General features: G+C 49.1%; 20 protein-coding genes. 2 read left to right on the forward strand and 18 right to left on the reverse strand.

The genetic code is table 11. The features are described from left to right. Positions 1-13: 13 nt before the first annotated feature. From ACYVEA_RS12285 to ACYVEA_RS12355, 15 genes are all read right to left on the reverse strand, one after another. Positions 14-934 carry an EamA family transporter gene (locus ACYVEA_RS12285; RefSeq protein WP_461113715.1) on the reverse strand — a complete coding sequence of 307 codons (921 nt, stop codon included), beginning with the start codon at positions 932-934 and terminating at the stop codon, positions 14-16. A gap of 118 nt (positions 935-1,052) precedes the next feature. After that, entirely contained in the window at positions 1,053-2,459 is a 1,407-nt protein-coding gene (locus ACYVEA_RS12290) for a leucine-rich repeat domain-containing protein (protein ID WP_461113716.1), read from the reverse strand. 173 nt (positions 2,460-2,632) lie between these two features. Then, positions 2,633-5,488 (reverse strand): M16 family metallopeptidase, encoded by a 2,856-nt coding sequence (locus ACYVEA_RS12295; RefSeq protein WP_461113717.1) that lies wholly within the window; start codon positions 5,486-5,488, stop codon positions 2,633-2,635. Between the two features lie 124 nt (positions 5,489-5,612). After that, entirely contained in the window at positions 5,613-6,401 is a 789-nt protein-coding gene (locus ACYVEA_RS12300) for a LytR/AlgR family response regulator transcription factor (RefSeq protein ID WP_461113718.1), read from the reverse strand. A gap of 5 nt (positions 6,402-6,406) precedes the next feature. After that, the gene (locus tag ACYVEA_RS12305; RefSeq protein WP_461113719.1) at positions 6,407-8,713 is read right to left on the reverse strand and encodes a tetratricopeptide repeat-containing sensor histidine kinase; all 2,307 of its coding nucleotides are present in this window, start codon (positions 8,711-8,713) and stop codon (positions 6,407-6,409) included. A gap of 101 nt (positions 8,714-8,814) precedes the next feature. Beyond that, positions 8,815-9,369 (reverse strand): hypothetical protein, encoded by a 555-nt coding sequence (locus tag ACYVEA_RS12310; protein ID WP_461113720.1) that lies wholly within the window; start codon positions 9,367-9,369, stop codon positions 8,815-8,817. Between the two features lie 183 nt (positions 9,370-9,552). Next, positions 9,553-11,841, reverse strand: coding sequence for a tetratricopeptide repeat protein (locus ACYVEA_RS12315; protein WP_461113721.1), 2,289 nt, complete (start codon positions 11,839-11,841; stop codon positions 9,553-9,555). A gap of 254 nt (positions 11,842-12,095) precedes the next feature. Further along, entirely contained in the window at positions 12,096-12,962 is an 867-nt protein-coding gene (locus ACYVEA_RS12320) for a tetratricopeptide repeat protein (protein ID WP_461113722.1), read from the reverse strand. A gap of 35 nt (positions 12,963-12,997) precedes the next feature. After that, complete coding sequence (locus ACYVEA_RS12325; RefSeq protein WP_461113723.1) at positions 12,998-14,047, reverse strand: sensor histidine kinase; 1,050 nt, start codon at positions 14,045-14,047, stop codon at positions 12,998-13,000. Next, on the reverse strand, positions 14,031-14,720 hold the full coding sequence (locus ACYVEA_RS12330) for an ABC transporter ATP-binding protein (protein ID WP_461113724.1): 690 nt from the start codon (positions 14,718-14,720) through the stop codon (positions 14,031-14,033). Before ACYVEA_RS12330 ends, ACYVEA_RS12325 begins: the two co-directional genes overlap by 17 nt. 70 nt (positions 14,721-14,790) lie before the next feature. Next, entirely contained in the window at positions 14,791-16,041 is a 1,251-nt protein-coding gene (locus tag ACYVEA_RS12335) for an ABC transporter permease (RefSeq protein ID WP_461113725.1), read from the reverse strand. A 115-nt stretch (positions 16,042-16,156) separates the two neighbouring features. After that, a complete protein-coding gene (locus tag ACYVEA_RS12340; RefSeq protein ID WP_461113726.1) occupies positions 16,157-17,254 on the reverse strand; it encodes an efflux RND transporter periplasmic adaptor subunit in 1,098 nt (365 codons plus the stop codon). Between the two features lie 61 nt (positions 17,255-17,315). Further along, positions 17,316-18,632 carry a TolC family protein gene (locus ACYVEA_RS12345; RefSeq protein ID WP_461113727.1) on the reverse strand — a complete coding sequence of 439 codons (1,317 nt, stop codon included), beginning with the start codon at positions 18,630-18,632 and terminating at the stop codon, positions 17,316-17,318. 131 nt (positions 18,633-18,763) lie between these two features. Further along, a complete protein-coding gene (locus tag ACYVEA_RS12350) occupies positions 18,764-19,003 on the reverse strand; it encodes a hypothetical protein (RefSeq protein ID WP_461113728.1) in 240 nt (79 codons plus the stop codon). A gap of 121 nt (positions 19,004-19,124) precedes the next feature. Beyond that, on the reverse strand, positions 19,125-19,325 hold the full coding sequence (locus tag ACYVEA_RS12355) for a hypothetical protein (RefSeq protein ID WP_461113729.1): 201 nt from the start codon (positions 19,323-19,325) through the stop codon (positions 19,125-19,127). A gap of 182 nt (positions 19,326-19,507) precedes the next feature. Here ACYVEA_RS12355 and ACYVEA_RS12360 point away from each other — a divergent pair, with 182 nt between their 5' ends. Together ACYVEA_RS12360 and ACYVEA_RS12365 are read left to right on the forward strand one after the other, a co-directional pair. Beyond that, positions 19,508-20,371, forward strand: coding sequence for a sugar phosphate isomerase/epimerase family protein (locus tag ACYVEA_RS12360; RefSeq protein ID WP_461113730.1), 864 nt, complete (start codon positions 19,508-19,510; stop codon positions 20,369-20,371). A 32-nt stretch (positions 20,372-20,403) separates the two neighbouring features. Beyond that, the gene (locus ACYVEA_RS12365; protein ID WP_461113731.1) at positions 20,404-21,747 is read left to right on the forward strand and encodes a Gfo/Idh/MocA family protein; all 1,344 of its coding nucleotides are present in this window, start codon (positions 20,404-20,406) and stop codon (positions 21,745-21,747) included. Between the two features lie 142 nt (positions 21,748-21,889). Here the strand turns inward: ACYVEA_RS12365 and ACYVEA_RS12370 are convergent, their stop codons facing one another. The 3 genes from ACYVEA_RS12370 to ACYVEA_RS12380 form a co-directional block, all read right to left on the reverse strand. Continuing rightward, positions 21,890-22,075 (reverse strand): CsbD family protein, encoded by a 186-nt coding sequence (locus ACYVEA_RS12370; RefSeq protein ID WP_093825190.1) that lies wholly within the window; start codon positions 22,073-22,075, stop codon positions 21,890-21,892. 59 nt (positions 22,076-22,134) lie between these two features. Continuing rightward, entirely contained in the window at positions 22,135-23,268 is a 1,134-nt protein-coding gene (locus tag ACYVEA_RS12375) for a flavin-containing monooxygenase (RefSeq protein ID WP_461113732.1), read from the reverse strand. Positions 23,269-23,346: 78 nt separating this feature from the next. Continuing rightward, on the reverse strand, positions 23,347-23,796 hold the full coding sequence (locus tag ACYVEA_RS12380) for a DUF2147 domain-containing protein (RefSeq protein WP_461113733.1): 450 nt from the start codon (positions 23,794-23,796) through the stop codon (positions 23,347-23,349). Positions 23,797-23,920: the final 124 nt, after the last annotated feature.

Below are 23,920 nucleotides of genomic sequence, written 5' to 3' on the forward strand. Positions count from 1 at the left end.
TCCCGTCAGACATCTACTTCTTCCCTAACGTAATGAGCACCACCCCGACTAGCGCGACAAGAGCGCCGATAAAAGATTGGCTGGAAAAGACTTCCCCCGCGAACGTCGTGCCGAGTAACATAGCGACAACCGGATTGACAAACGCATAGGTAGACAACAGCTGAGGTTGCGCATTACGAGCGAGCCAGGAATAGGACGAAAAACCAATGATGCTGCCAAAAATGACCAGATAAATCATTGACCAGATGGCCTTTGCGGGGGCCTCAAAAATGCTCAGTGGCGTAACGGGCTCCAGCACTAAACTCACCAGCAACGTAGCGATTCCACCAATAATCATCTGCATACCACTGAAAATCGTACCCGATGGCAATGTGAGTCGGGGTGTCAGCAGCGTACCAATCGCCCACGAGAAATTGCCGAAGGCAACGAGTCCAACGCCAATTAATTTGGCGTCGATACCGCCCGTTCCCTGTAGTTTATCCGGTTTAACCAGCAGATAAATACCAATCAGGCCAACAATCAATCCCGCTAAAGCCAGATTGCTGGGCCGCTTTTTTCCAAAGGAAACCCAGTTGAGCGTAAGCAGATAAACTGGTAATAGACCCCCCAATAAAGCCGCCATACCGCTTGGAATATATTGAAGTCCAACGGACAGGCAACCATTCGATACTGTCAATAGCAACACGCCAATAATACTTGCTGACCGCCATTCGAGCCGTGTGGGAGCGGGTGTGCCCGTCAGTCGTGCATAGCTGTACAAAATAGAGCCTGCAATCAGATACCGTATGGATACCATGTAGAGGGGAGGCATCTGTTCGGTCATGAAATGGATGAACAGGTAAGTAGAGCCCCACAGGATATATACGGAAATCAAATTTCCCCAGAGCGTAGCGCGGCTTGGGGTACTGGTCACGGGAGATGTAATGGCTTGCATACAACAGACTTACTGATGCCGGAGTAACACTAAAAAGTTATATTTTTCTCCGTTCAGTACGTATATTTTCAGGGTATCTGGAATTGATTATAAAAAATCTGACCAGCGTTTTATTTGATCAATAAAAGACCTCGGTCTTGTTGGCTTCCAACTGCTGGATTAATGGCGCATAAGGACCTGCTTTAAGGTCATCCCGGGAAAGTGGATTCGACCGCAGATACAGTTTCTTTAATGTCTTTAACTCACTCAACGATGGTGACAGCTCACGTAAATTATTGTTATTCAGGTCTAGTTCCTCCAGTGCCGGTAATGTGCTCAACACATTTGGTGCGACCGAGAACCAGTTATAACCCAGATCGAGGATACGTAGATTCGTTAACCGCTGAAACGCGTTGGGCAATTGACTGAGCCGGTTATGGTGCGCAAACAGTACGTTCAGCCGACGTAATTTTGCCAGCGATGCCGGTAAATCATGCAAATCATTGTAGGCAACGGCTAATTGCTCCAACCGTTTCATCCGGCCCAGTTGATAGGGCAACTTAGTGAACTTATTATAGTACAAATCCAGTACCTTCACCTGTTTCAACCGCCCGATGGACTTAGGAAGTTGTGTTAGTCCTGCGTTGTAGAGGTTCAGGTCATTAAGTCGGTGCAGACGACGTAGCGTTTTAACATCCAGTTCCTTCAACTCATTATTGCCCATCCATAAGCTTTCGAGATGGCGATTTTGGCGAACAGATACCGGAATTCGCGTTAGTTTGTTGCCTTGCAGATTTAGCGAGACCAAGTGTTTATTGCGAGCCATAAAAACACTGTCGTCTGGTATGACGTTACTCAGCAAACTCAACCGTTTCAGCGTAGGAATAGCAGCGGTCAATCGGGAAGGAAGCTCATGCAATAGGTTTTTCGACAGGTCCAGTTCGGCTAAGTTTGGAAATCGATAAACAACTTCCGGTATGGTTGTTAGCTCTAACTGGTTAAACGCCAGCATCGTAACTGTGTCAGGTCGTGTAGTTCTTTCGGCTGCTTCCAATGTGCTGATGATACCCGATCCACGCCGAACGGTGCGGGCAGGGACATAAGCTTTTCCATACATCACCGCCGAAGAAATTCGGAATGGCACTGTGCCACTTGCCGGATAGGGCGTTTTAGAATAAAATTCCTGTAACTTAGCAATGGCTTTCGCCACAACAGAATCCGGCTGCGATCGATCAGCATCAACCAGCACCCATTGCGCGTTACCATCTGGTTGATAATACTCAGAAAGAAACAGAACAAAGGCTTTTCTGGGCAAGTCAATCTGTTTTTTTATAAATGTGTCTAATTGCTTTTGCCGGGCTTGCATTGCCCTGTTGGCGCCTTGTGGTTGTGTCCGAAACAGTTCGGTGAGAATGGCATATTGTTTATCCAGCGCCGTTCGACTGATCTGATACGTGGTTGTATCCCGCAATAGGATCACCTTTACCTGCGCCCATACCGGTACTGAAAACGATCCAAAAATCAATAGTAAAAGTAGTTTTTTCATGGAAAACGATAGGTTTAGGTATATGACTAATTTTATAGTTAAATTCCATAAAAAGAACCGGGATTTATCAGATTTAGGGAGTTACAGGATTTTGTTAACGGCTTTTGTTGAAAGCAAAATCTGTTTAATCCCTAAATCTGATAAATCCCGGCGGGACCGCCCGCGCAGTCAGGCTAATTTTTCTTGCCACCACCCACGGCCGAAGCGGGCTGGGCGTCCGTTGCTTTCTTGGCGGCTTTGGCGAAGTCACCGGCCTTGATGATCGAAATTTTCGATGGGTCGATGTGTTTCTTCATAGCCGCGTTAACCTGTTCCGGTGTCAGGGATTCTATTTTCTTCTCGAACTCGGCATCCCAGTTTAGTGTCCGGTTCAGATACAGGTAGTTATTCAACGTACCAGCCAACGAAGGGTCCTGCGCCCGCGCTACCATGCGTGCCTGTAGCAAGCCGGAACGAGCTGCTTTGATCTCATCGGCCGTAAAACCTTCTTTCACGGCTTTGTCCATTTCCTCCCGAAAGGCTTTTTCCAGTCGTTCCGCGTTTTCCGGATTGTAGATAGCATAAGTCATAAACATTCCCGTTTTGTCGAGCGGATTCGCTGATAATTGCGAACCAACGCCATAACTAATCCCTTCTTTCTGACGGATACGTACCGCTAAGCGCGAGTTCAGGAAACCACCACCCAGCATATAATTACCGAGTACCAGGGCTGGGTAATCGGGATCATCGTCACGTAGCGGAATGTTGACACCCGCTACCATAAAGGCATTGGCCTTGTCGGGAGCCTCCAGCGACTGGGGCGTTGGCTTGATGTCATTGTAGGTCGAAACTAGGCGGCTAAACGGTTTCTTCGCTTTCCAGGTCCCGAACTCGTCCGTAATCACTTTCCGAACGGGCGTTTCGTCGAAATCGCCTACGATCGACATGGTTGCATTCTGGGCACCGTAAAAGTCCTTGTGGAACTGTTTCAGGTCGTCGAGCTTGAGGGCGTTTACATCCGCCACATCTTCATCGGGCGTCGAGGTGTACCGGATGTCCTCTTTTGGGTAGGGGTTCATCTGGCGCTGATAGGCCGTGAACGCCATGCTCTCTGGTTCCGAGCGTTGCGACTCAATCCCCGCCAGTTGTTCCTGCTTAAGGTTGTCAAACTCCTTGGCATCGAAGGCCGGATGTTTGAGCATGTCGCCCACAATACGAATTACGGCAGGCAGATTTTCCTTGGTCGTTTTCATGGTTATATTAACCTGATTCGCACCGCCCGACACGCTAACCTGCGCTTTCAATTTGTCCAGTTCATCCTGGATTTGCTGGCGACTCCTGGTGGTCGTGCCCCGGTCGAGCATCGACGCGGTAAAGACCGAAATAGCGCTCTTGTTCATCAGGCTTTTCTCATCGCCATACCGTAGTGTCATGCGTGCATTTACTTCATTGCCGCGTGTCGACTTGGGCAGCAACGCCAGTTCGATCGTGTTTGGCTGTTCCGAACGCCGGGTGCGACCGTCGATGTTAGCGGGCGATGGGTCGAACGCTTCACCCTGGGCTACCAATGCGCGACCCTTGTAATCCTTCACCATGGCGGCAATGTCGGGCGCGTTGGGTACGTCGACACGGTCGGGCATTGCGTCGGGTATAAACATACCGACGGTCCGGTTCGAGGGTTTGAAGTAGTAGTTGGCGACGCGCTGGACATCGGCAGACGTCACTTTTTCGAGGGCGTCCCGATAGAGAAAGCCCAGCCGCCAGTCGCCGGTAGCAATGTATTCGCTCATGGCCAGGCCAACGCGTTCGGCGTTTTTGAAACTCAGCTCAACATCTTTTAGAATTTTCGCTTTTGCCCGGTCGATTTCCTCTTTCGAAGGAGCCTTGATGGCGACTGAATCCAGCGTTGAGAGCAGGGCTGCCTTTGCCTCATCAATCGACTTATCTTTTAGCATCTCGGCGGCAAAATATACGTAGCCAGGATCTTTCGTCGTGAACGAATATCCGTATTCCTGTGAGGCTTTTTTGGTGTCAATGAGGGCTTTATACAAACGACCACTCGGTTCGTTGGTCAGCAGTTCGATCACGACATCCATGACCGGGTAATCGGGGTGCGAACCGGGCATGATGTGATACAACGCCGAAACAACTTTTGTGTCGCCTACCCGACGTAGCGTCACCAGTTTTTCGCCATCCTGGGTAGGTTCGATGCTATAGGTAGGTTGCAGCACCCGCGTTGGCCGGGGAATGGACGCAAAATACTGGTTCACCATCGCCAGTGTTTTGGCTTCGTCGATCTTACCGGCAATCACCAGCACCGCATTGTCGGGTTGGTAGAATTTCTTGTAAAAGGCCTGCAGGTTTTCGATGGGCACCTTCTCAATGTCAGACCGGTTGCCAATGGTCGATTTGCCGTAATTGTGCCACAGATAAGAGGCAGAGACAACGCGCTCATTCAGTACGCTCTGGGGGGAGTTTTCGCCCCTCTCGAACTCGTTTCGTACAACGGAAAACTCCGTAGCCAGGTCTTCTTTTTTGATAAACGAATTCACCATCCGGTCAGACTCCAGGTCGAGTGCCCACTTCAGGTTTTCGTCAGTCGCCGAAAATGTCTCGTAATAGTTCGTACGGTCGAGCCAGGTTGTGCCGTTGGGTCGGGCACCGTGCGATGTCAGTTCCTGCGGAATGTTGGTATGTTTGGTGGACCCTTTGAAGACCATGTGTTCCAGCAAGTGCGCCATGCCCGTTTCACCAAGACCCTCGTGCCGCGAACCCACCAGATACGTAATATTGACGGTAATAGTCGGTTTCGATGGGTCGGGGAAGAGCAATACTTTCAGGCCATTTTTGAGATTGTATTCGCTGATGCCTTCGACGGATGCGCCTTTGGTGACACCTTCTGGCAGGGCAACGGCCGCCGGTTTGTTCTGAGCGGACGAGAGTGTCAGACTGCTAACCAGCAAAGCTGCGGCTAGCGCGCCCTTTCGAAATCCGCCCGTACGAGGCAATCCGGACCGGGAGTTTCCAGTCCGGGAAATATTGTTTTGCATAAAAATACGGTTAGTTGGGTAGCCAAAAACTAATTGTATAGTTACGAACAAACGGATAGACTGTCAACGGGTTTTACAGTGGCTTATCAAAATTTAGGATAAACGGTAGCTATATTGGATACTATTATCCTTCGACCCAGTTCCTGAAGGCGCTGGCTTTCTCTTTGCTGACGATCAGTTCGAGAGCCTCGTTCGGACTTTTCAGGAGTACCTGTAGTTTGCTGCTGTCGTAAGGTCGGTAACCTGCAATGGCGTCGAGATAGACGAGGCATTGGCGATTGGCGCGAAAAAAACAGGCTGGGTCGACCAGATCTTCGAGCTCATCCAGCGTTTTGTAATCGGTTACTAATTTCTTTCCCTCAATGGTATGCAGGTAAATTAGTTCGTTACGTATGAAGTAGGCTACCTGCTCCTGCGGTACCGAAATGATTTGCCGGAGGTGATGTCCTGTGAATCGACGTTTATACTGGATTGACGGTGTTTGTTCGGCCATCTGATGTAGAAAATGCCGAAACTGTTCACCAAAACCGGCTGTATCGGTCAATAGCCAGCGGTGGTATTTAGCCAGAGCCGCTTTAAGTTCTTCGGGGTCAATCGGTTTCAGTAAGTAATCGAGGCTATTTAGTTTAAACGCTCTGATGGCATATTCATCATAAGCCGTTGTGAAAATGATAGGAGAACTTAAATTTACCTGCCGAAATGCCTCAAAACTCACCCCATCGGCGAGTTGAATATCCGAGATAACAAGGTTGGGTAAAGGGTGGCCAGCCGCTCGAAGTCCGCTGAAATAATCGCAAACAGCCTGCACGCTTGCTAACGGTCCGTCAATAACAGCACTCGGCTCCAGTTGACGTACTAACTTCTGGAGTTGGCGGGCAATAAGCGGTTCGTCTTCAATAAGCAGGATCGTCATGGCTATCAGGCCGCTGGGGTTAACAACGTAGGCTTAAGCGGTAGCAGGATGGTCACCTGGGTGTACTCATTCTCGATCGAATTGATCCGCATCTGACCCTGAAGATACTCCTCCACGACTTCTTTACTCGTGTATAAGCCCAGTCCTGTTCCCTTTGCCGTGGGCTTTGTAGTGAAAAAAGGACTAAAGAGCTGAGCTATTTCTTTTTGGGCAATCCCCCGGCCATTGTCCCGCACCTGAAGCTGCACCTGATCGTCGATCACGGCCGTGCTCACCTCCAGCCGGGGTTCAAACCCCGCCACCCGCCGACACTTTTCCACTAAGGTATAACACGAGTTATCGATCAGACTATCCAGCACTTCACCAAACTCAACGGGCAATAAATTTACCGGGAGCGCTTGAGGGGCCAGACTTACGTTTAATTTGATGGGCACGGTGGGCCTATGCGTAGTTAACGCTTTTTTGAACGACGTATCCATTTGCTGCGTCAAATAAAGATTGATATCGGTCAGAACGTAGCTCGACGAGCGCTCCTTGAGCAGTTTCTGCATATCCTGCAGGATACGGGCGGTGCTGCTGCCATGCTCGTGGATCTTGGTCAGGTTCTGTTCCAGCATCGTCGTGGTAGTCGCCAGGTCATCCTGCTCATCAGCCGAAAAGGTGTCCTGGTGCCTTTGAGTGATCGTCTGTGTTTCCTGGAGCAGTTCCTGAGCCGTGTGGGAGAAGTTGTTGATGTAATTGAGGGGATTCAGAATGCGGTCGACAATGCCTTTGGTGAGCTTGCCCATGGTGGCCATTTTTTCGGCCTGGAGCAGTTGGCGCTGGGTGGTCTGGAGCTGGGTGAGCGTGGCTTGTAACTGCTGCTTCTGCTCTTCGAGTAGGTCTTTCTGTTCCTGTAATTGCTGTTTTTGAGCTTCCAGCAACGTATTATCCCGCTGCTTGACCCGGTAGGCATAAAAGCTCAGCCCGGCCAGCAGCAACACAAAGCCCAATCCCCAGAGTAAAGCTCGTTGCCGGGCTTCGGCCAGCACATTCTGTTTTTGCTGTTCGGCCTGAGCGATCTGCTGTTTTTTGTCGAATTCATAGGTCATACTCAGTTCGGTGGACTTTTGCACATTTTGTTTACTACGTACTGAATCAGAGATAGCAGCCGATTTTTTAAAGATAGCCAGGGCTTTAGGGAAGTTGCCAGTCTGTTCATAGCAGGCGGCTAGTTCCTTATAGCTATCCCCCGTCTGTTGATCATAAATATCGGCCGCTTTCAGACCCGCAAAGCCTTTCTCATAGAAGGGAATGGCCTGGGCGCAGCGATCCTGTTGTTTGAGGATGTAGCCCATATTCGAATAGGCCTGATAGATATTAAGGGGTTGATGGGAGCCATCAGCGATGATGATGGCTTGTTTGATCAAGGGAGCCGCCTGCGCAAACTTTTTCTGATCCGCCAGTATTTTGGCCGCTCCTGATAAGGCCGTAGCCTGCATGCCATCATCGCCCATTTCTTTGGCCAGAGTCGCAGCTTTCATACTAGTCTCGTAGGCTTTTATGGGGGCCTGCATCTCATTATAAACAGTTACCAGATTGGAATAGGCGTACAACTCCACGTTCTTAAGGCTTTCCTGTTTAGCTAAGCGAATGCTTTTCAGGAAAGCTTGTTCAGATCCTTTCCGATTACCCATTGTGTTATAAGTATTGGCCAAATTAACCAGCGTGTACGCTTGTCCACTTAGGTCATGCTGCGCTTCGGCGATGGTCAGGGCCTTTTGAAGATACCGCAGGGCCTGGGGTCGGTTCGATTGCATTTCATAGGCAATTCCCAGATTCGAATAAATTGTCCTTAAGGTAGTTGTATCGTGATTCCGCTCGGCCATTGCCTTCCCTTTTTCCAAGAAGATAATGGAACTGTCGTATTTACTCTGCATCCCATACACACTGCCATAGGTGCCATATACATTGGCCAGTTCAGTCAAATCATTTACGGAGCTAAACAGCGCTTCGGCCAGTTTCAGATTCTGCTTAGCCGCTGCATAGTTGCCCTTGGCGCTATAGTTAAACGCCAGACGCACTCTAGCCGCGGCTTCACCCTGTTTATACTGTAGTCGCTGGGCTGTTGCAATCGTTTTGAGGGCCAGGTTGATGGCCGAATCAATGTTTATACGGGTAAATATTCTAATCTTTTGGTTAGCCAGATTGATTCGTGCCGTGTCGGTTTTGGCTTGCTTGATAAGCCGATTCAAACTGTCGATCTTGGGGTTTTGGGCCTGGGCCAATTCCAGACTTGCCAGTAGCAGGAGCAGGGTACCGAGATTTTTCATGAATGGTACGTATCAAAAGAGGATTCATGCTTGTTACTAATAAGCTAACTGTCAATGAAATAGAGAACATTTGCTAGTGTCAATAACGGCAAAAACAGTACTCAGACATCCAGCTTTTGAGGCAACGGGAATTCTTCCCCGTTTTTGAAATATAGAATCGTTTCATTCAACACATCCTGGCCGGTCTGGAAATTGATAAATACACCAAGCTGATAGCCTAAGTTTTTGCCGTTAATGGCTGATGTATACGATTCCAGCTTAATGCGGTCATAGTCAAACGAGGTTTTATTGGTACTTTTCTTGATCTCTATAATGCATACGTTGCCCGTGTTCGTCCCCCGGTGATGAATGATAATATCGGGAAATACCGCTCTTTCAATCGGCTCATGATCGAGTAGATGGACTTTGTTTTCACTTAGAAGTTTTGTCTCTAATTTGCCTTTTAAGAAGGTGATTTTTTGTTTCCAATTGATAGAATCAATGTCACCATCGTACTCACAATCGACATTATAGTCAGGAATCAACCGTTGCAGGTGTTCGGCCAGTTTGTGGGAAATACTCTGCTCGCTTAAATCGTTTTTCAACAACCAGTAGTCATGCGTGTGCAGGAGTTCAAGCGCTTTTTTTATCTTGAAAATGAGTTCGTTATCAGTCATACGTTGCCTATCTTTTAGTAATCGGGTACTCTCTTTCGATAAGCTGTAAAAGTAGCTCAGTTAGGAATCCGAAATACAAAAGAATGCAGTGACAACGAATAAACTCCGTTGCTCTACGCCGTCAGGGAATATACCCGCCCTCGGTTGTGGGATTGGTATGAGCCAACACGATTTTCTGTTGCGCTAGGCAGTGGCCAATGCCGATTTCAATGGCAACAGAATGGTCACCTGCGTGTACTGATCCTCGACGGAATCGATCTGCATCTGGCCCTGTAGATGCTCCACTACGTCTTTGCTCATGTACAAACCCAGCCCTGTGCCCTTGGCCGTAGGTTTGGTGGTGAAAAAGGGACTAAACAACTGGCTGACTTCTTTAGGAGGAATGCCCCGGCCATTGTCCCGCACCTGGAGCCGCACCTGATCATCGACCAGGGCTGTGCTCACGTCGAGTCGAGGTTCAAAGCCTTTCACTCGCCGACACTTTTCAGCCAGGGCATAGCAGGCGTTATCGACCAGGCTAGCCAGCACTTCACTGAATTCATAGGGTAATAAACTCACTGGAAGGGGCTGAGGTGCCAGTTGTAGATCCAGGTGAATAGGCAGGGAGGGGTAATTTGCCAGCGCTTTGGGGAAACAGATGTCAATCTGCTTTGCCAGGTAAGGATTGAGGTCGATGAGGACGTAGCTTGACGAGCGCTCCTTGAGCAGTTTCTGCATATCCTGCAGGATACGGGCGGTGCTGCTGCCATGCTCGTGGATCTTGGTCAGGTTCTGTTCCAGCATCGTCGTGGTAGTCGCCAGGTCATCCTGCTCATCAGCCGAAAAAGTGTCCTGGTGCCTTTGAGTGATCGTCTGTGTTTCCTGGAGCAGTTCCTGAGCCGTGTGGGAGAAGTTGTTGATGTAATTGAGGGGATTCAGAATGCGGTCGACAATGCCTTTGGTGAGCTTGCCCATGGTGGCCATTTTTTCGGCCTGGAGCAGTTGGCGCTGGGTGGTCTGGAGCTGGGTGAGCGTGGCTTGTAACTGCTGCTTCTGATCCTCTAGCTGTAGTTTCTGTGTTTCCAGCTGCTGTTTCTGAAACTGGAGGAGGAGATTGGCTTTTTGCTTCGAACGGTAGGCATAGAAGCTGACAGCGGCCAGCAGCAACACAAAGCCCAGCCCCCAGAGTAACGCCCGTTGGCGGGCTTCGGCCAGCACATTCTGTTTTTGCTGTTCAACCTGGGCCAACTGCTGCTTCTTGTCGAAGGCATAGGTCATGGTGAGTTCAGTGGTTTTTTGCACATTCTCTTTGCTACGTACTGAATCGGCAATGGCCGCCGATTTTTTGAAGGCCGCCAGCGCTTTGGGGTAATTGCCGGTCTGTTCATAACAGGCAGCCAATTCCTGATAACTCTCTCCGGTCTGTTGGTCATATATATCCGTCTCTTTTAGAACGGCAAAGCTTTTTTCATAGAAGGGAATGGCTTGTCCACAGCGATTCTGCTGTTTAAGAATGTAGCCCATATTCGAATAGGCCTGGTGGATATTGAGGGGTTGATTAGACGCATCGGCAATGGTAATGGCTTGTTTGATCAGGGGAGCCGCCTGCGTAAACTTTTTCTGATCCGCCAGCATTTTCGCGGCCTTGGCTAAACTGGTGGCCTGCATGCCATCATCCCCAATTTCTTTGGCCAGACTAGCCGCTTTGATGGCTGTTTCATACGCTTTTTGAGTATCATGCATCTCATCGTAAATATCTGCCAGGTTGGCGTAAGCGTTCAGCTCAACGTTCTTGAAGCTTTCCTGCTTCGCTAACCTGAGGCCTTTCTGATACGTTTGCACAGATTCTTTCACGTTGCCCATCGTTTTATAGGTATTGGCGATGTTAACCAGCGAGAAAGCCTGTGCCCCTATATCATGCAGAGCTTCAGCGATGATCAGCGACTTTTGCAGGTATTGCAGGGCCTGGGGCAGATTCGATTGCATGCTGTAGGAAATGCCGATATTCATATAGATTCTACGCAGTGCCGACGAATCCGCCAGTCGCTCGGCCATAATCCTGCTTTTTTCCAGAAAGGCAATAGAGCTATCGTATTTGCTTTGCATGCCATACGTAGCGCCATAGTTACTGTAGACCCGGATTAACTGAGCGGAATCAGTTAAGGAAAGCGCTTCGGCCCGTTTTAGATTGGCTTTCGCCACTGCATAATTGCCTTTAAGGCTATAGCTGTACGACAGGCGCATTCGGGCATCAGCCTCTCCCTTTTTATAATTAATACGTTTGGCCTGTTCAATCGTTTTGAGTCCCAGGCTAATGGATGAATCGATATTTACCTGAGTGAGTAGCGCCGTTTTTGCATTGATCAGATTAATCCGTGCCGTATCGGTTTTAGCCTGACTGATAAGCCGATTTAAACTGTCTATTTTTGGGATTTGGGCCAGGGCTGTTTTCCCGCCCGTCAGCAGCAGCAGCAGAGTGCAGAAATATTTCATGAAAGAGGATGTATCGAAGAAGGTTCATACCTAACTATAGCGGGCGCGCCGTCAATACACTAAGAACGGTCAATATAGACTGAGAAGCAAATGGAAGCGTATTTTAGCGCCTGGTTTGTTTAATGGGCATCGGGAAGATCAGGTCTGAAAAAACCGCCTGCTTCCACCGGAAAGTATACAGGCGACGAAGGACGGCTACTACGTCGGTTAATTGAATGGCATTAGACCCGTCAGGGTCTAGATAAACACTTGACTCAGCGTGCTAACTGGCGTTTGAGTACTCCGCCGATAAAACTGCCAATGAACGTTAAAATCATGGAACCATAGAGGCCAAAGTGTTCCAGATCGCGGGCACCACTTGCCTGAGGAGTTGTGGTGAAAAACGTATAGCCAAGCCAGAGCGTCGATGCCTGTAAAATGGCCAGCGCCCAGCCTTTTTTCGGTTCAAGAAAACCAATTACCGTCGCGGCAACGGCAGCCAGTAAGTAGGGGAGGTGGATAACGGTTGCGTTTTTTATGACAACCAGCAGAATGGCGCTGTTGACCAGAATCAGTAGGGCATGGCTTATGAACTTGCGGTTGAAAAATGCATCCTGGCTGGGGTCGGTTACGAATTCCGTAGCGTCCTGGGTTTGCTGGAGCGTACTGGCGCGTTCCAGGTCCTGTTGCGCTTCTGTAGGTTGATGGAGTTTCTGCCGAGCCATACCGCGCCATTGGTAGGCATCGGCCTGGGTTCCCTTTGAATGGAATACTGCTTTGTCGAACTCCAGAAATGCGCCATTGTAGTCCTGTTGATCCAGCAGAACCTGTCCCATTTCCAGATGCAGGTCCGCTACGGTATCGTCGTAGCTTTCGCCCGTTTTTAAGGCCGTAGCCGCCAATGATACGTTGCCCAACGCCCGATAGCAACGGGCCAGATACAGATAAGCCACGCTGGATGTAGGCTCATGCTGAATGTGTTGCTCAAAAAACACCCGCGCATCATCGAACTGTCCGCTTGTATACAGCTTGATGCCAACCTGTAGTTTTTCGAAATCCTGCTCCGACTTACTCCGCAAATCCGCGTAGTAGCGCAGGTAAATGATATACCCGATGATGGCTGCCGTGACGAGTAGTTCCATTTGTTTTTAAGACTAAAAAGCCTGTGTAAGTTCATTTAGCGCGGAGTCGATACCAGACTTCCCTGTACGTGTAGCAGCGGGATCCGGACGCGAAAAACTGTTTCAGTTTCGTCAATCTTAACGGGTTTTGGACTCAGGTAGCCATACAATAATTTCAGGTTTTCTAACCCCTGCTTATTTGACGTTTCTACCTGTCGTTTGCGCTGAATTGGATTTGCTACGTCCAGATAACCATTATTATTACTAATTGTCACGGTTAACGGATGCGTTTGGCTGATAGAATTATGTTTTATGGCGTTTTCGATTAGGATCTGGAGCGTAACAGGCACAATCTGCTGTTCCAGCGCATCTTCATCCAGTTTGCAGATGACAAGAAAAGCACCATCGAAGCGGGTTTGCAGGAGCGATACGTAGTTTTTAATGAAGGCCAGTTCAGTTTCCAGCGGTACTAACGCCTTTTCCTTATGCTGCAATACGTAGCGAAAGACTTTTGATAACTGCTGCAGAAACTGCCGGGCCAGCGCGGGATTATCGTCAATCAAGCTATCCAGCGACGACAGACTATTAAACAGAAAATGCGGGCTGATCTGGTTTTTCAGACTGGCGAGCTGCACCTGTACTTTTTCCTTTTCCAACTGAGTGGCCCGGAGGGAGTTTTCCTGCCAACGTTTCAATAAATGGCTGGCAATGAAACCTAAGCCCATTACCGTGTTGACCATAAAAATCAACAGAGCGATAATGATAATCGTGAATTTATTGATCTGGGTCAACACTTCAGGAACCACATACGTAACAACGGTATAGCCAACCAGGAAGATAATGGTTTTGGCGATACTCCAGCCGCCCAGTAGTTGGACAACGATGCGCCAGCGAACATTTTTCTCGAAAGGAAGTCGTCGGTTTAGCCATTCATTGAATCGAAAATGAAAGATCCAGATAAAATTGAAGACCAGAAACGACATAACGAAGAGCAGGGCCTGCCGTTGCCAGGAGATACCCGGGATAAGCCATTGCCGGGCTACAATACCCCCCAGCGCTATCCATAACAGCAGGATCTCGACGTATTTGTTAAACTTTATTTTCATGGCTGGCGATGATCATGCCGTCCGACATTTCGATGACCCGGTCGGTTCTGTCAGCAAAATCGGGATCGTGGGTGACCGTAATGATGGTCTGTCCTTTACCGGCAAGATCGCGAAAAATATCGAAGACATTTTCGGTATTGGCCCGATCCAGATTTCCCGTTGGTTCGTCGCCCATAATGATGGTCGGGTCGTTGATGAGGGCGCGGGCAATGGCCACCCGTTGTTGCTGCCCGCCCGAGAGTTTACTGGCAGGTTTGCGGGCAAAATCGGCCATGCCAATGAGCCGCAGTTTTTCCATAGCCCGTTCCTGCACATCCTTCTCGGAGTACTTACCTAGTTTCAGGCCCGGCAGCATTACGTTCTGCAAGGCCGAGAACTCAGGTAACAGGAAGTGAAACTGGAACACAAAACCCAGATGCTCATTTCGAAAGTGCGACAAAAAATCCTGGCTGCGTCCTCTCAGCGACGTACCGGCCATCTCGATAGTGCCCTCATAGTCGGTATCCATTGTCGAAAGCAAATACAGCAGCGTTGATTTACCGCATCCTGATTTGCCCACAATGGACAGGAATTCACCTTTCTGTACCTCAAACGTAACATCGTTCAGCACCCGAAATTTCTCCGGGTCGTAGAAGTATTTATTGACGTGCTGAGCGGAAAGAACGGTTTGCATATGCATGATGTATGATATAGGATGTATGAGGCAGGACATAAATCATACATCCTATATCATACATCAAGACTTATCCACGTAGAATCGAAACGGGATCGACTTGCGAAGCTTTACGAGAGGGAAAATAGCCAGCCAGCACCGTCGTGATAACACCAAACAGAAGTCCCATAACGTAGTACTTACCCGAAAAAATGACGGGGAATGTCTTGATACTCAGAAAATCACCCGCGTCGAACGGCGTAATGGATAGCAGATAACTCAAGCCAAATCCAATGCCCAGGCCTAACAAACCACCCGAGAATCCAATGAATATGGCCTGCAACAGAAAAATAGCGATGATGTCGCGCCCTTCGAATCCCGTTGCTTTCAGGATGGCGATGTCCTTGATTTTGTTGATAACGGTCATATTCATAATGTTGTAAATCCCGAAACCCGCCACGACCAGCAGCGTAATCGATACGACGTAGGTAAGCATATTCCGGATTTTTTCGCCCGCCAGAATGGCCGTGTTAGCCGTCGCCCAGTCTTCGGTGTAGTGGCCATACATCGCCCGGAGTTTCTGGCCAAACGGAATGGCCTGCAACGGATCAATCATTTTGATGTGAATGTCGGTGATGTAGCTTGGGTCTTTCTGCAGAATTTCCTGCACCGTTGACAGGTTTCCATAGCTCTTTGTGTTGTCTACCGTGCCCACCCCGAACCCGAACGTGCCCACCACCCGCAGAATGCGGGTGCCGCCTTTGGGGATGGTCACCGTTACTTTGTCGCCCACCTGGACGTTGAGTTTCCGGGCCAGTACGGTGCCCATAATTAATCCATCGGGATTGGTTTTCAACGTATTGAGCTTGCCTGATTTAAGCCGGGATTCGAGATTGTAGAGTCGGTTCTCCCGTTCGATGTCAACGCCCGCAATCGTTCCGGATAGTTGAATCGGGCCGTTGTTGTAGAACACCTGCGTTGCTACCTGGGGCGACACGCCTAATACCCCCGGCTCCTTTTCGATACGTTCGGCAATGGCCATTCCATTTTTAATTCGTGCCTGTTCATCTTTAGGCTTCTGGTGATAAATGACGTTGAAATGGTTAGGCCAGATTTGTTCGATCAACCCTTTTCGTTGCGTATTCACCTCGTTGTACAACCGGATGTGCGGACTGGCATCCAGCGCCGAATCTTCCAGAAACTGGTTGACGCCCTGCATAAACGAGATCATAGTAATGAACATGGCAATCCCGAACGTAACGCCAAGCATGGCAACGAGCGTCTGACGTTTCTTGGCCAGCAGGTGCGTTTTGGCAATTTGAGAAGCGATATGAAGGTCCATATTTTTTCTTAAACACAGCGTAACAGAGAAATGCACAGAGTGCACTGAGTTGACAGAAATAGGATAGAGATTCTCTGTGTACTCCGTGAGTTCTCCGTTACTCTGTGTTTAACTATTATTCGTTACTCACTAAAATTGACTTTTCATTCAGGCCACCTTTCACTTCAACCAGGTCGAAGTTTTCAGCGCCTTTCTGGAATTTTACTTTTTGCTTCTTGCCATCCTGATCGACCCACACACTGTCGTTACCAAAAATATAGGACTTTGGAATGGTCAGTACGTGCCGGTTCTGGCTGATAATGATGTTGGCTTCCACCGTCAGACCGTAGTAGGAGGCAGGCCGTTCGCCAACGAACTCGGCATCGACCCGAAACGACTGATCAGTACGGTTGAGTTTCGGATAAATCTTACTGACGCGGGCCTTGAAAACTTTATCGGGATACACATCGGCTTTCAGGATAACCGCCTGTCCCACCCGAATTCGACCAAAATCGCTTTCATCGACGGCTAACTGAACATAAAGTTGCTTTCCGCTTCCCACTAAGGCCAACTGCTCGCCCGGCTTTACCACCTCACCCGGTTCTTTGTAAACCTCATATACTTTGCCATCCACGAAACTGCGAATGCGTGTGTTACGGCCCGCTACTTCACTGGTTACCAATTGACTGCGATTATTTTCGACGTCGAGCCGAATCTGATCCCGGCTGCGCTGGAACGTATTGGTTTGCGCGCGGAGGTTGTTGCGGGACAGCGTATAATTCAGTTCGGCCTTCTCCAGTTCGGCTTTGGACGTAGCGTTTTGGCCGTATAACTCTTTGAACCGATTGTAGTTGATCGAATCGTTGGCTAGTTGGGTTCGGGCGTTACGGAGCTGCGCTTCCAGTTCGGCCAGCACGGGCGAGTTTGCGCCCAGGTTCGCCCGCGACTGGCGATAGGCACTGGCTGCTGCCTGCTGGCGGGCATTCTCGGTGGCGCTTTCCAGCACAAATAACAATTGATTCTGGCGAATCGAGTCGCCTTCATTAACCAAACGCTGTTGCAACACGCCCTGGGCATCGGCCGTTACGGTGTATTCGTTGCGTGGGTAAACATTGCCGGACGCATACACCGCTTCGGTCAACTCCCGATAGGCAGGCGACGTACCGTCGGTGCTACGTTTGCAGCCTGCGCTAAATAGCGCAATTAGTAAAAATAGGGATAGTTTTATTTTCATAGTAGTCGATAGTCGATAGTCGTCAGCTACTAATGACCAGAGACTGACGACTATCGACTTTTTATTGCCCACTTCGTATCTGTAAGATTGTCTGATTGATAAACACGTTCGACAGGTTATTCAGATAGCGGTTCTGTGCCGTCAAAACTTCGTTGAATACGTTCAGGTATTGATCGTAAGCGAATAAACCCGATCGGTATTTAATTAAGGCGATCTGTACATTCTGGCTGTTGAGTTCGTAATTCTGACGATTCAGATCCAGCGAGCGAACGGCCTGATTATACGTATTCCGGATGTCTTCGGCATCGGTCTGCTGTTTGTTACGTTCGTAGGCCAATTCCGATTCCGCCAGTTTTAGCTGGAGCCGGGCGCGGGCGATATTACTATTCCGTAACCCTCCCGAGTAAATCGACCAGTTGAACTGCAAGCCTGTCACGCCAATCTGATACCAGGGCTGACCTGTACTCAGGAAGTTGATTTCACTACGTTGAGCCTGCTCCGTAAAGCGGGCGTATGCCGATAGAGTAGGCCAGCGTTGCAGGCGTTCGCGGTTGAGCTGCAAGCGGGATAATTCGATCCGGGCCTGCTGGAGCGTTATCTGTGGCCGCTCGACAAGGTTAACAGACGTAGCAGGAACGAGGATTCCATTAGGTCGCTTTGCCAGATCTTCCGACAAAACCAGACTGTCGGTCGTCGTTAACCCCAGCATCAGTTTAAGCTGATTCAGGTTGCGGATGTAAGCCAGTTCATTCTGGTACAGTACGTCGGCGGTTGTTAGTTGTACCGAGCGAATCCGGTTGTATTCAAGCGGCTCAATCAACCCTTTGTCCAACCGGTCATGGGCAATTTGCGTGAGTGTATCGGCGGCTGAAAGATTGCGTTGCGTGATCCCAATGGCCGACCGGGTCAGGAGTACAGCATGGTAAACGCGGGCTGTCTGGGTCGACAGTTCATCCTGTAAAACCAGTGTCTGCTGGTCGGCGATACGTAGGTTCTGTTCAACAATACCCAGGTCGGCACGCACGGGCCGATTGATAATGGGAACGGTTACCTCGGCACCAGAAGCCAGTACGTACGGAAGGCCAAATTGCAGGGAACGAAACTCACCCGGTTTGCCCCCTAGAAATTCGGCGGGAACCAACTGAACCGGGAGCGCGAAGTTGTAATCGAAATTAGTAAAGAAGCGAGCCTGGGGCAGGAGCGTCGCGCGGGTAGCGGTTCGCTGTTGCGCCTGCACCACCTGATTTTGCCGGGCATTAACCAACTCCGGATTCTGCCGACGAGCCAGCACCAGCGCTTCCTGCACGGTCGACACAACCGTTTGGGCGGTGGCATTGAGTGAACAAAACAATAGGCTGATACAGGCAAACCGATTCATGATTGTGTCGAATGGATGCCCAAAGGAAATGGGTTTTTACTCGTCGAATTTGCCTGTTTCGGCGAAGCGGCAAAAAAGATAAATGAGGCAGTTGTTTTTAGACATAAAAAAGCCGGCGTGTCTGGCTCCGGCTATGATTTTGGTTCGGCTTTCGGGCGGGGTTTCCTTAAACCGGGTGGATAGAATCGATATGGATTCCCCTCAGCATCAAACTTATAATATTTGCCATCAACGCGCATCATCATTGTTGCGAAATCAGGCTCTGGATTTAGATAAGGTTCGTTTACACCCAGTTCATCGTCTAAAGGTGATTTTAGATTTTTGGTTGTAGGCTTCGTACCGTTGGTGGATGTCTTTGTTGTTTGTGGCATAACAAGTAATAATTATAGCCAACAATTTATCACAATCTTCCCGTTTCTCCAAGTAGAAGACGATGCAGTAGTAACGTCCTTCATAAAACGAAATAGCGAAACACTTCTTCTTTGTATCAGCCTATTTCTCAATCAGAACGTTTCCCTGGCTTAACACCTTGGTGATTTCGCTGAAGGTTAGTCGATGAAATCGTTTGTCATCTGGTTTGTTGAGATCACTCAGGTATTTGGTCAGATAATGGTCGAGATTAATCGTTTGAAAGAAAATCTCGGCACGCCCATGGTCGGTATAAATGGACTTGTTTTTAGGCTGATGGTTCATGAAATTGCAACTCACTATAATAAATCTATTTTATCAATTAGTTACAAATTGCGCCCTGCTCATTCCATGTGTTTGGACAATAGTGTGTTGCTTTGACAGGATACTATACAGCTAATGGGAGTAGAAAAGGAGGCTTCAGGTTTTTTGAGTGGTAACAATTGATAACTTTCCCGGTACATTTAATGACTACACGACGAACATTTCTTAAAAAGGCAGGTGGTTCCGTAGCACTGGCCAGCATGGCTCCGGCCGTCGCTTCAGTGGCCGCACCAGAATCCAGTAAAGTCGCTGGCGACGACTTGTTTAAGTTGGGGATGGCGGGTTTTTCGTTCGTCAATTTCAATTTGGATCAATCGCTGGAGATGATGCGAAAAGTTGATGTACACTACTTGTGTATCAAGGATTTTCATCTTCCCTATGCCAGTACCGCCGAGCAAATTGCCGCCTTTCATGAAAAGCTGAAGCAGTCGGGTGTGACGGGTTATGGCGTTGGGCCGATCTACATGAAAACGGAGCAGGAAATCGACAATGGCTTCGATTATGCGAAACGCGTTGGGGTAAAACTCATCGTGGGCGTGCCCAATGAAGAGCTGTTGCCCTATGTCGACAAAAAGGTGAAAGAGTACGATATGCGGTACGCCATTCATATTCACGGTCCCGATATTAAGCTTTGGCCAAATGCTACGTCGGTCATGAATGCCGTTAAAAATTTAGACCCACGCGTTGGTCTTTGCTTCGACATGGGCCACGATACGCGCTTTGGGGATGATGCCATTGCGGACCTGGAAAAATATGCCAAACGAATTTTCGATATTCACCTGAAGAACGTAACGGCCGCTTCGAAGGAGGGGAAAACCTGCGAACTTAGTCGGGGGGTGATCGACATTCCCGCCTTCGTGAGTATGCTACGGAAAATAAAATACGACGGCAGTTGCAGCCTGGAGTATGAAAAGGATATGAAAGACCCTTTAGCCGGTATTGCTGAATCGGTAGGTTATTTTAAGGGCGTTTGCGATGCCACAAAGTCAGGTAAACGCAAAGCCTGATTGAATTGGTAATTAATGAAATACAGTCTGAGATGGAAAATTCGCGTAGAGAGTTTATTAAAAAAGCAGCCTTAGGCACGGCGGGCATCACCATTGGCGGACTGGCGAATGGGATGTCGGCGAAAAGTTATGCTAAAATAATCGGAGCCAATGAGCGGCTCAACGTAGCGATTGCTGGATTGGGTCGGCGGTTGGGAGCCTACTATGAGCCAATTGGGCGAAAAGACAGTAACGTCGAGCTGGTGTATTTGTGCGATGTCATGAAGAAACAGCGGGAAGCCGCGGTTCAGAAATTTTCCAAACACATTACGTATACGCCAAAGCTGGAAAACGACATTCGCAAAGTCATCGCCGACAAAAACGTGGATGTGCTGATCAACGCTACGCCCGATCACTGGCATGCGCCCGGCACGTGGCTGGCGGTGCAGGGCGGCAAGCATGTGTACGTCGAAAAGCCGTGCAGCCACAATCCCCGCGAGGGTGAAATTCTGATCGACCTTCAGAAAAAATCCGGCAAAATTATTCAAATGGGTAATCAGCAGCGGTCCTCCGTCGAAACCCTCGACATTATCGGTCAGATTCATAATGGAGTTATCGGAGCGCCCTACAAAGCCGTTGCCTTTTATGCCAGTGCCCGGGGCGAAGTGCCTCACCAGAAGAAGGTTGCCGTGCCTGATGGCCTCGACTGGGAGTTATTTCAGGGACCGGCCCCGCGCCGGGAGTACACTTCCGAAACCTGGGATTACAACTGGCACTGGTATGGCTGGCTGTACGGGACTGCCGAAGCCGGAAATAACGCTACTCATGAACTGGATGTAGCCCGGTGGGCACTACAGGTTGAATACCCCGAATTTGTCAGTGTGGAGGCTGCCAAGCGGTATTTCCCGGAAGATGGCTGGGAAGTCTATGATACGATGGATGCTACGTTCCGCTTTCCGGGCAATAAAATCATCAAGTGGGATGGCAACAGCCGAAATGGACAAAAAACATTTGGCAGCGATCGAGGGACCTATATCTACGGCACCAAGGGTACCGTATATGTAGACCGAAATGGCTACACCCTGTTTGATCGCGACGGCAAAGCCATCAAAGATAGTAAGTCAAAAGGATCAGAAGCGGGTACGGCTTTGGGCGGGGGTGGAGATATGACGACCCGCCACATCGTGAATTTCTTTGAGGCTGTTCGGGGGAAGGCTAAGCAGGCATCCACGATTGACGAAGGTGCCAAAAGCACGCTGCTGTGTCATTTGGCGAACATCGCTTACCGCACCAACAAACCCTTATCGCTTGATTCGAAAAATGGCCATATCCACGACGCTGCTGCCATGAAGCTGTGGAGTCGGCAATACGAAAAAGGCTGGGAGCCACCGATGTGATAAAATAGCCAGAAAACGAAAAAGCCGGAAACTTGAGCTCCGGCTTTTTCTATCAATCGATTCCCCGATTTAAAGAGGTAAATTCTATAGCTCCGATTAGCAATCTGAAAATTCTGAATCAGAAACTGGTTGAATTGGTCGCTTAAATGTCGGCAACCGCTTTATTTATTTCGTCCTTGGTTTTTCCTGTCTTCTGCTGGATTTTGCCCCACATTTCGTCTTCCTGCCCTTCAGCGTACGTTAGATCGTCGTCGGTGAGGTCGCCATAAGCTTGTTTGATTTTACCTTTCAGTTCGTTCCAGCCACCTTTGATTGTTGTCTCGTTCATGATCGTAGTGTTTATACCGTTGAATGTTTTATGAGCTTATTGCAAATACACAAATAGAACTATGCGGGGATGAAATTGTTTTCAGAAATATGTTCGGCGATACGTTCCGAGTCGAGGGTGAGGGCATGAAGAACCCCAGTTGTAGGTACCGAAAATCCTAAAAAATACAAACCTTTCAGCGCTGCATTGTTGAACCAAAGGCTTTTCGGATAGCCTCGCTCGCTCGGGATTTTAGCTTCCAGCGTATCACCGAGCAAAGCCGTCAAGCCCGGTCGGTAGCCCGTTGCCAGAATAATGGCCTCAAAGGGAAGTTCTCGCCCGTCGGTGAACGTAACAGTTTTCGCGTTGATGTGCTTAATACCCGGAACAACCGTAATGTTCACCGCTTTGATCTGGTCCAGCGTACCGACGTCAATCACGGGTGTTTTGCCCCGGCGGGAGTCATAGGATGGCGGATGAGCGGGTTTGCCCAAGCCATAGGCCGATACGTCACCCACGGTCAGTCGCTGCGAAAATCCGGCTATCAGATCATACAGCCAGTTGGGAAGTTTGCTCAGTAAAATAGCGGTAGATTGAGTGGGTCTGCCAAAAACCTCGCGCCGAATGATATTGACGGGGTTACGCACTGAAATAAATGGGGTTGCCTCGTACTCCAGCAAGTCGAGCGCCAGCTCGGCACCCGTGTTGCCCATACCAACGATCAATACGTTCTCATGTCGGAAAGGGGCGCCGTTCCGGTATTCGTGACTATGCCAGATGATTCCCCGAAAGTTGAGCTGGCCCGGCAGTTCCGGCTTGTTGGGTACGCGGTTATAGCCCGTTGCCAGAACAACCCGGCCGGCCGTGAACGTATCGGTTTTCGTTTTTACTTCCCACGTCTGATCGGCGTTTTGACGGATGCTGCTAACGGGCTGGTTAAAGAGTGGCCTGATCTTGAAATGGTCGGCATATCGTTCAAGGTACTCGACAAACTGTAGGCGAGACGCGTAAAGGGGATAGTCTTTGGGGAACGGGAAATGGGGGAGTGCCGAGTATTGCTTAACGGTATGCAGATGAAGTCGGTCGTAATGATTGCGCCAGGAAAAGCCGATATGATCGCTGGCTTCCAGCACCGTTGCGGGTAGGCCTCGGTGGGCAAGCTGTCCGGCCATCGCCAATCCCGCCGGGCCAGCGCCAATAATTAACGTCTGCATAATTGTAGGTTTTAGTTTACGGTTTTCGGTATTCTGATCTGCGGTAGAGGCTCGTACCGAAAACGGTAAACCAAAAACTTATTTCACCCTTGTCCACACCTGAGTTTTGCCCAATAGCGAAATGCCAACGTACCCGCGCACTTCGAGTGTATTTGGGTCTTTGAGCGTCAGTTTGCAATTGTATTCTTTGCCATCTTCAGGATTATAAATCTTTCCATCAGTCCATACTTTCCCGCCGTCATACTTAAAGTTATACAGCAAGGGCATGTTCATTAAAGGTCGCGACCGTTTGGATGCATCCTGATTTTTTTCATCGGTTCGGGGTTTGCCCGTCGCGGGATCGGTGGGTTGCCCTAACCAGACGAGCTTGCCAAAATACGTGCCTCCTTTCTTGTAGATCTCTACGTGTCCTTTTTTAGTGCCATTCAGCCACGTTCCAACTACGGCCTCAGAGTCATCAGCGGGTGCAAAGGCTGTCAACGTAATGATCAGGAAAAATAAGGGTAGCAGATAATGGACGCGTTTCATAAATCCTCTATTTTAGATTAAACCATTGATTTTTTGTACTAACGTAAAGATGAGGGAAAATTGTCTGAAACCGGGATTCCTGTGATTGAAATGATTTTCGGGATTATACTTGCTGTAAGTTCCT

This window comes from Spirosoma jeollabukense (genome assembly GCF_054777855.1).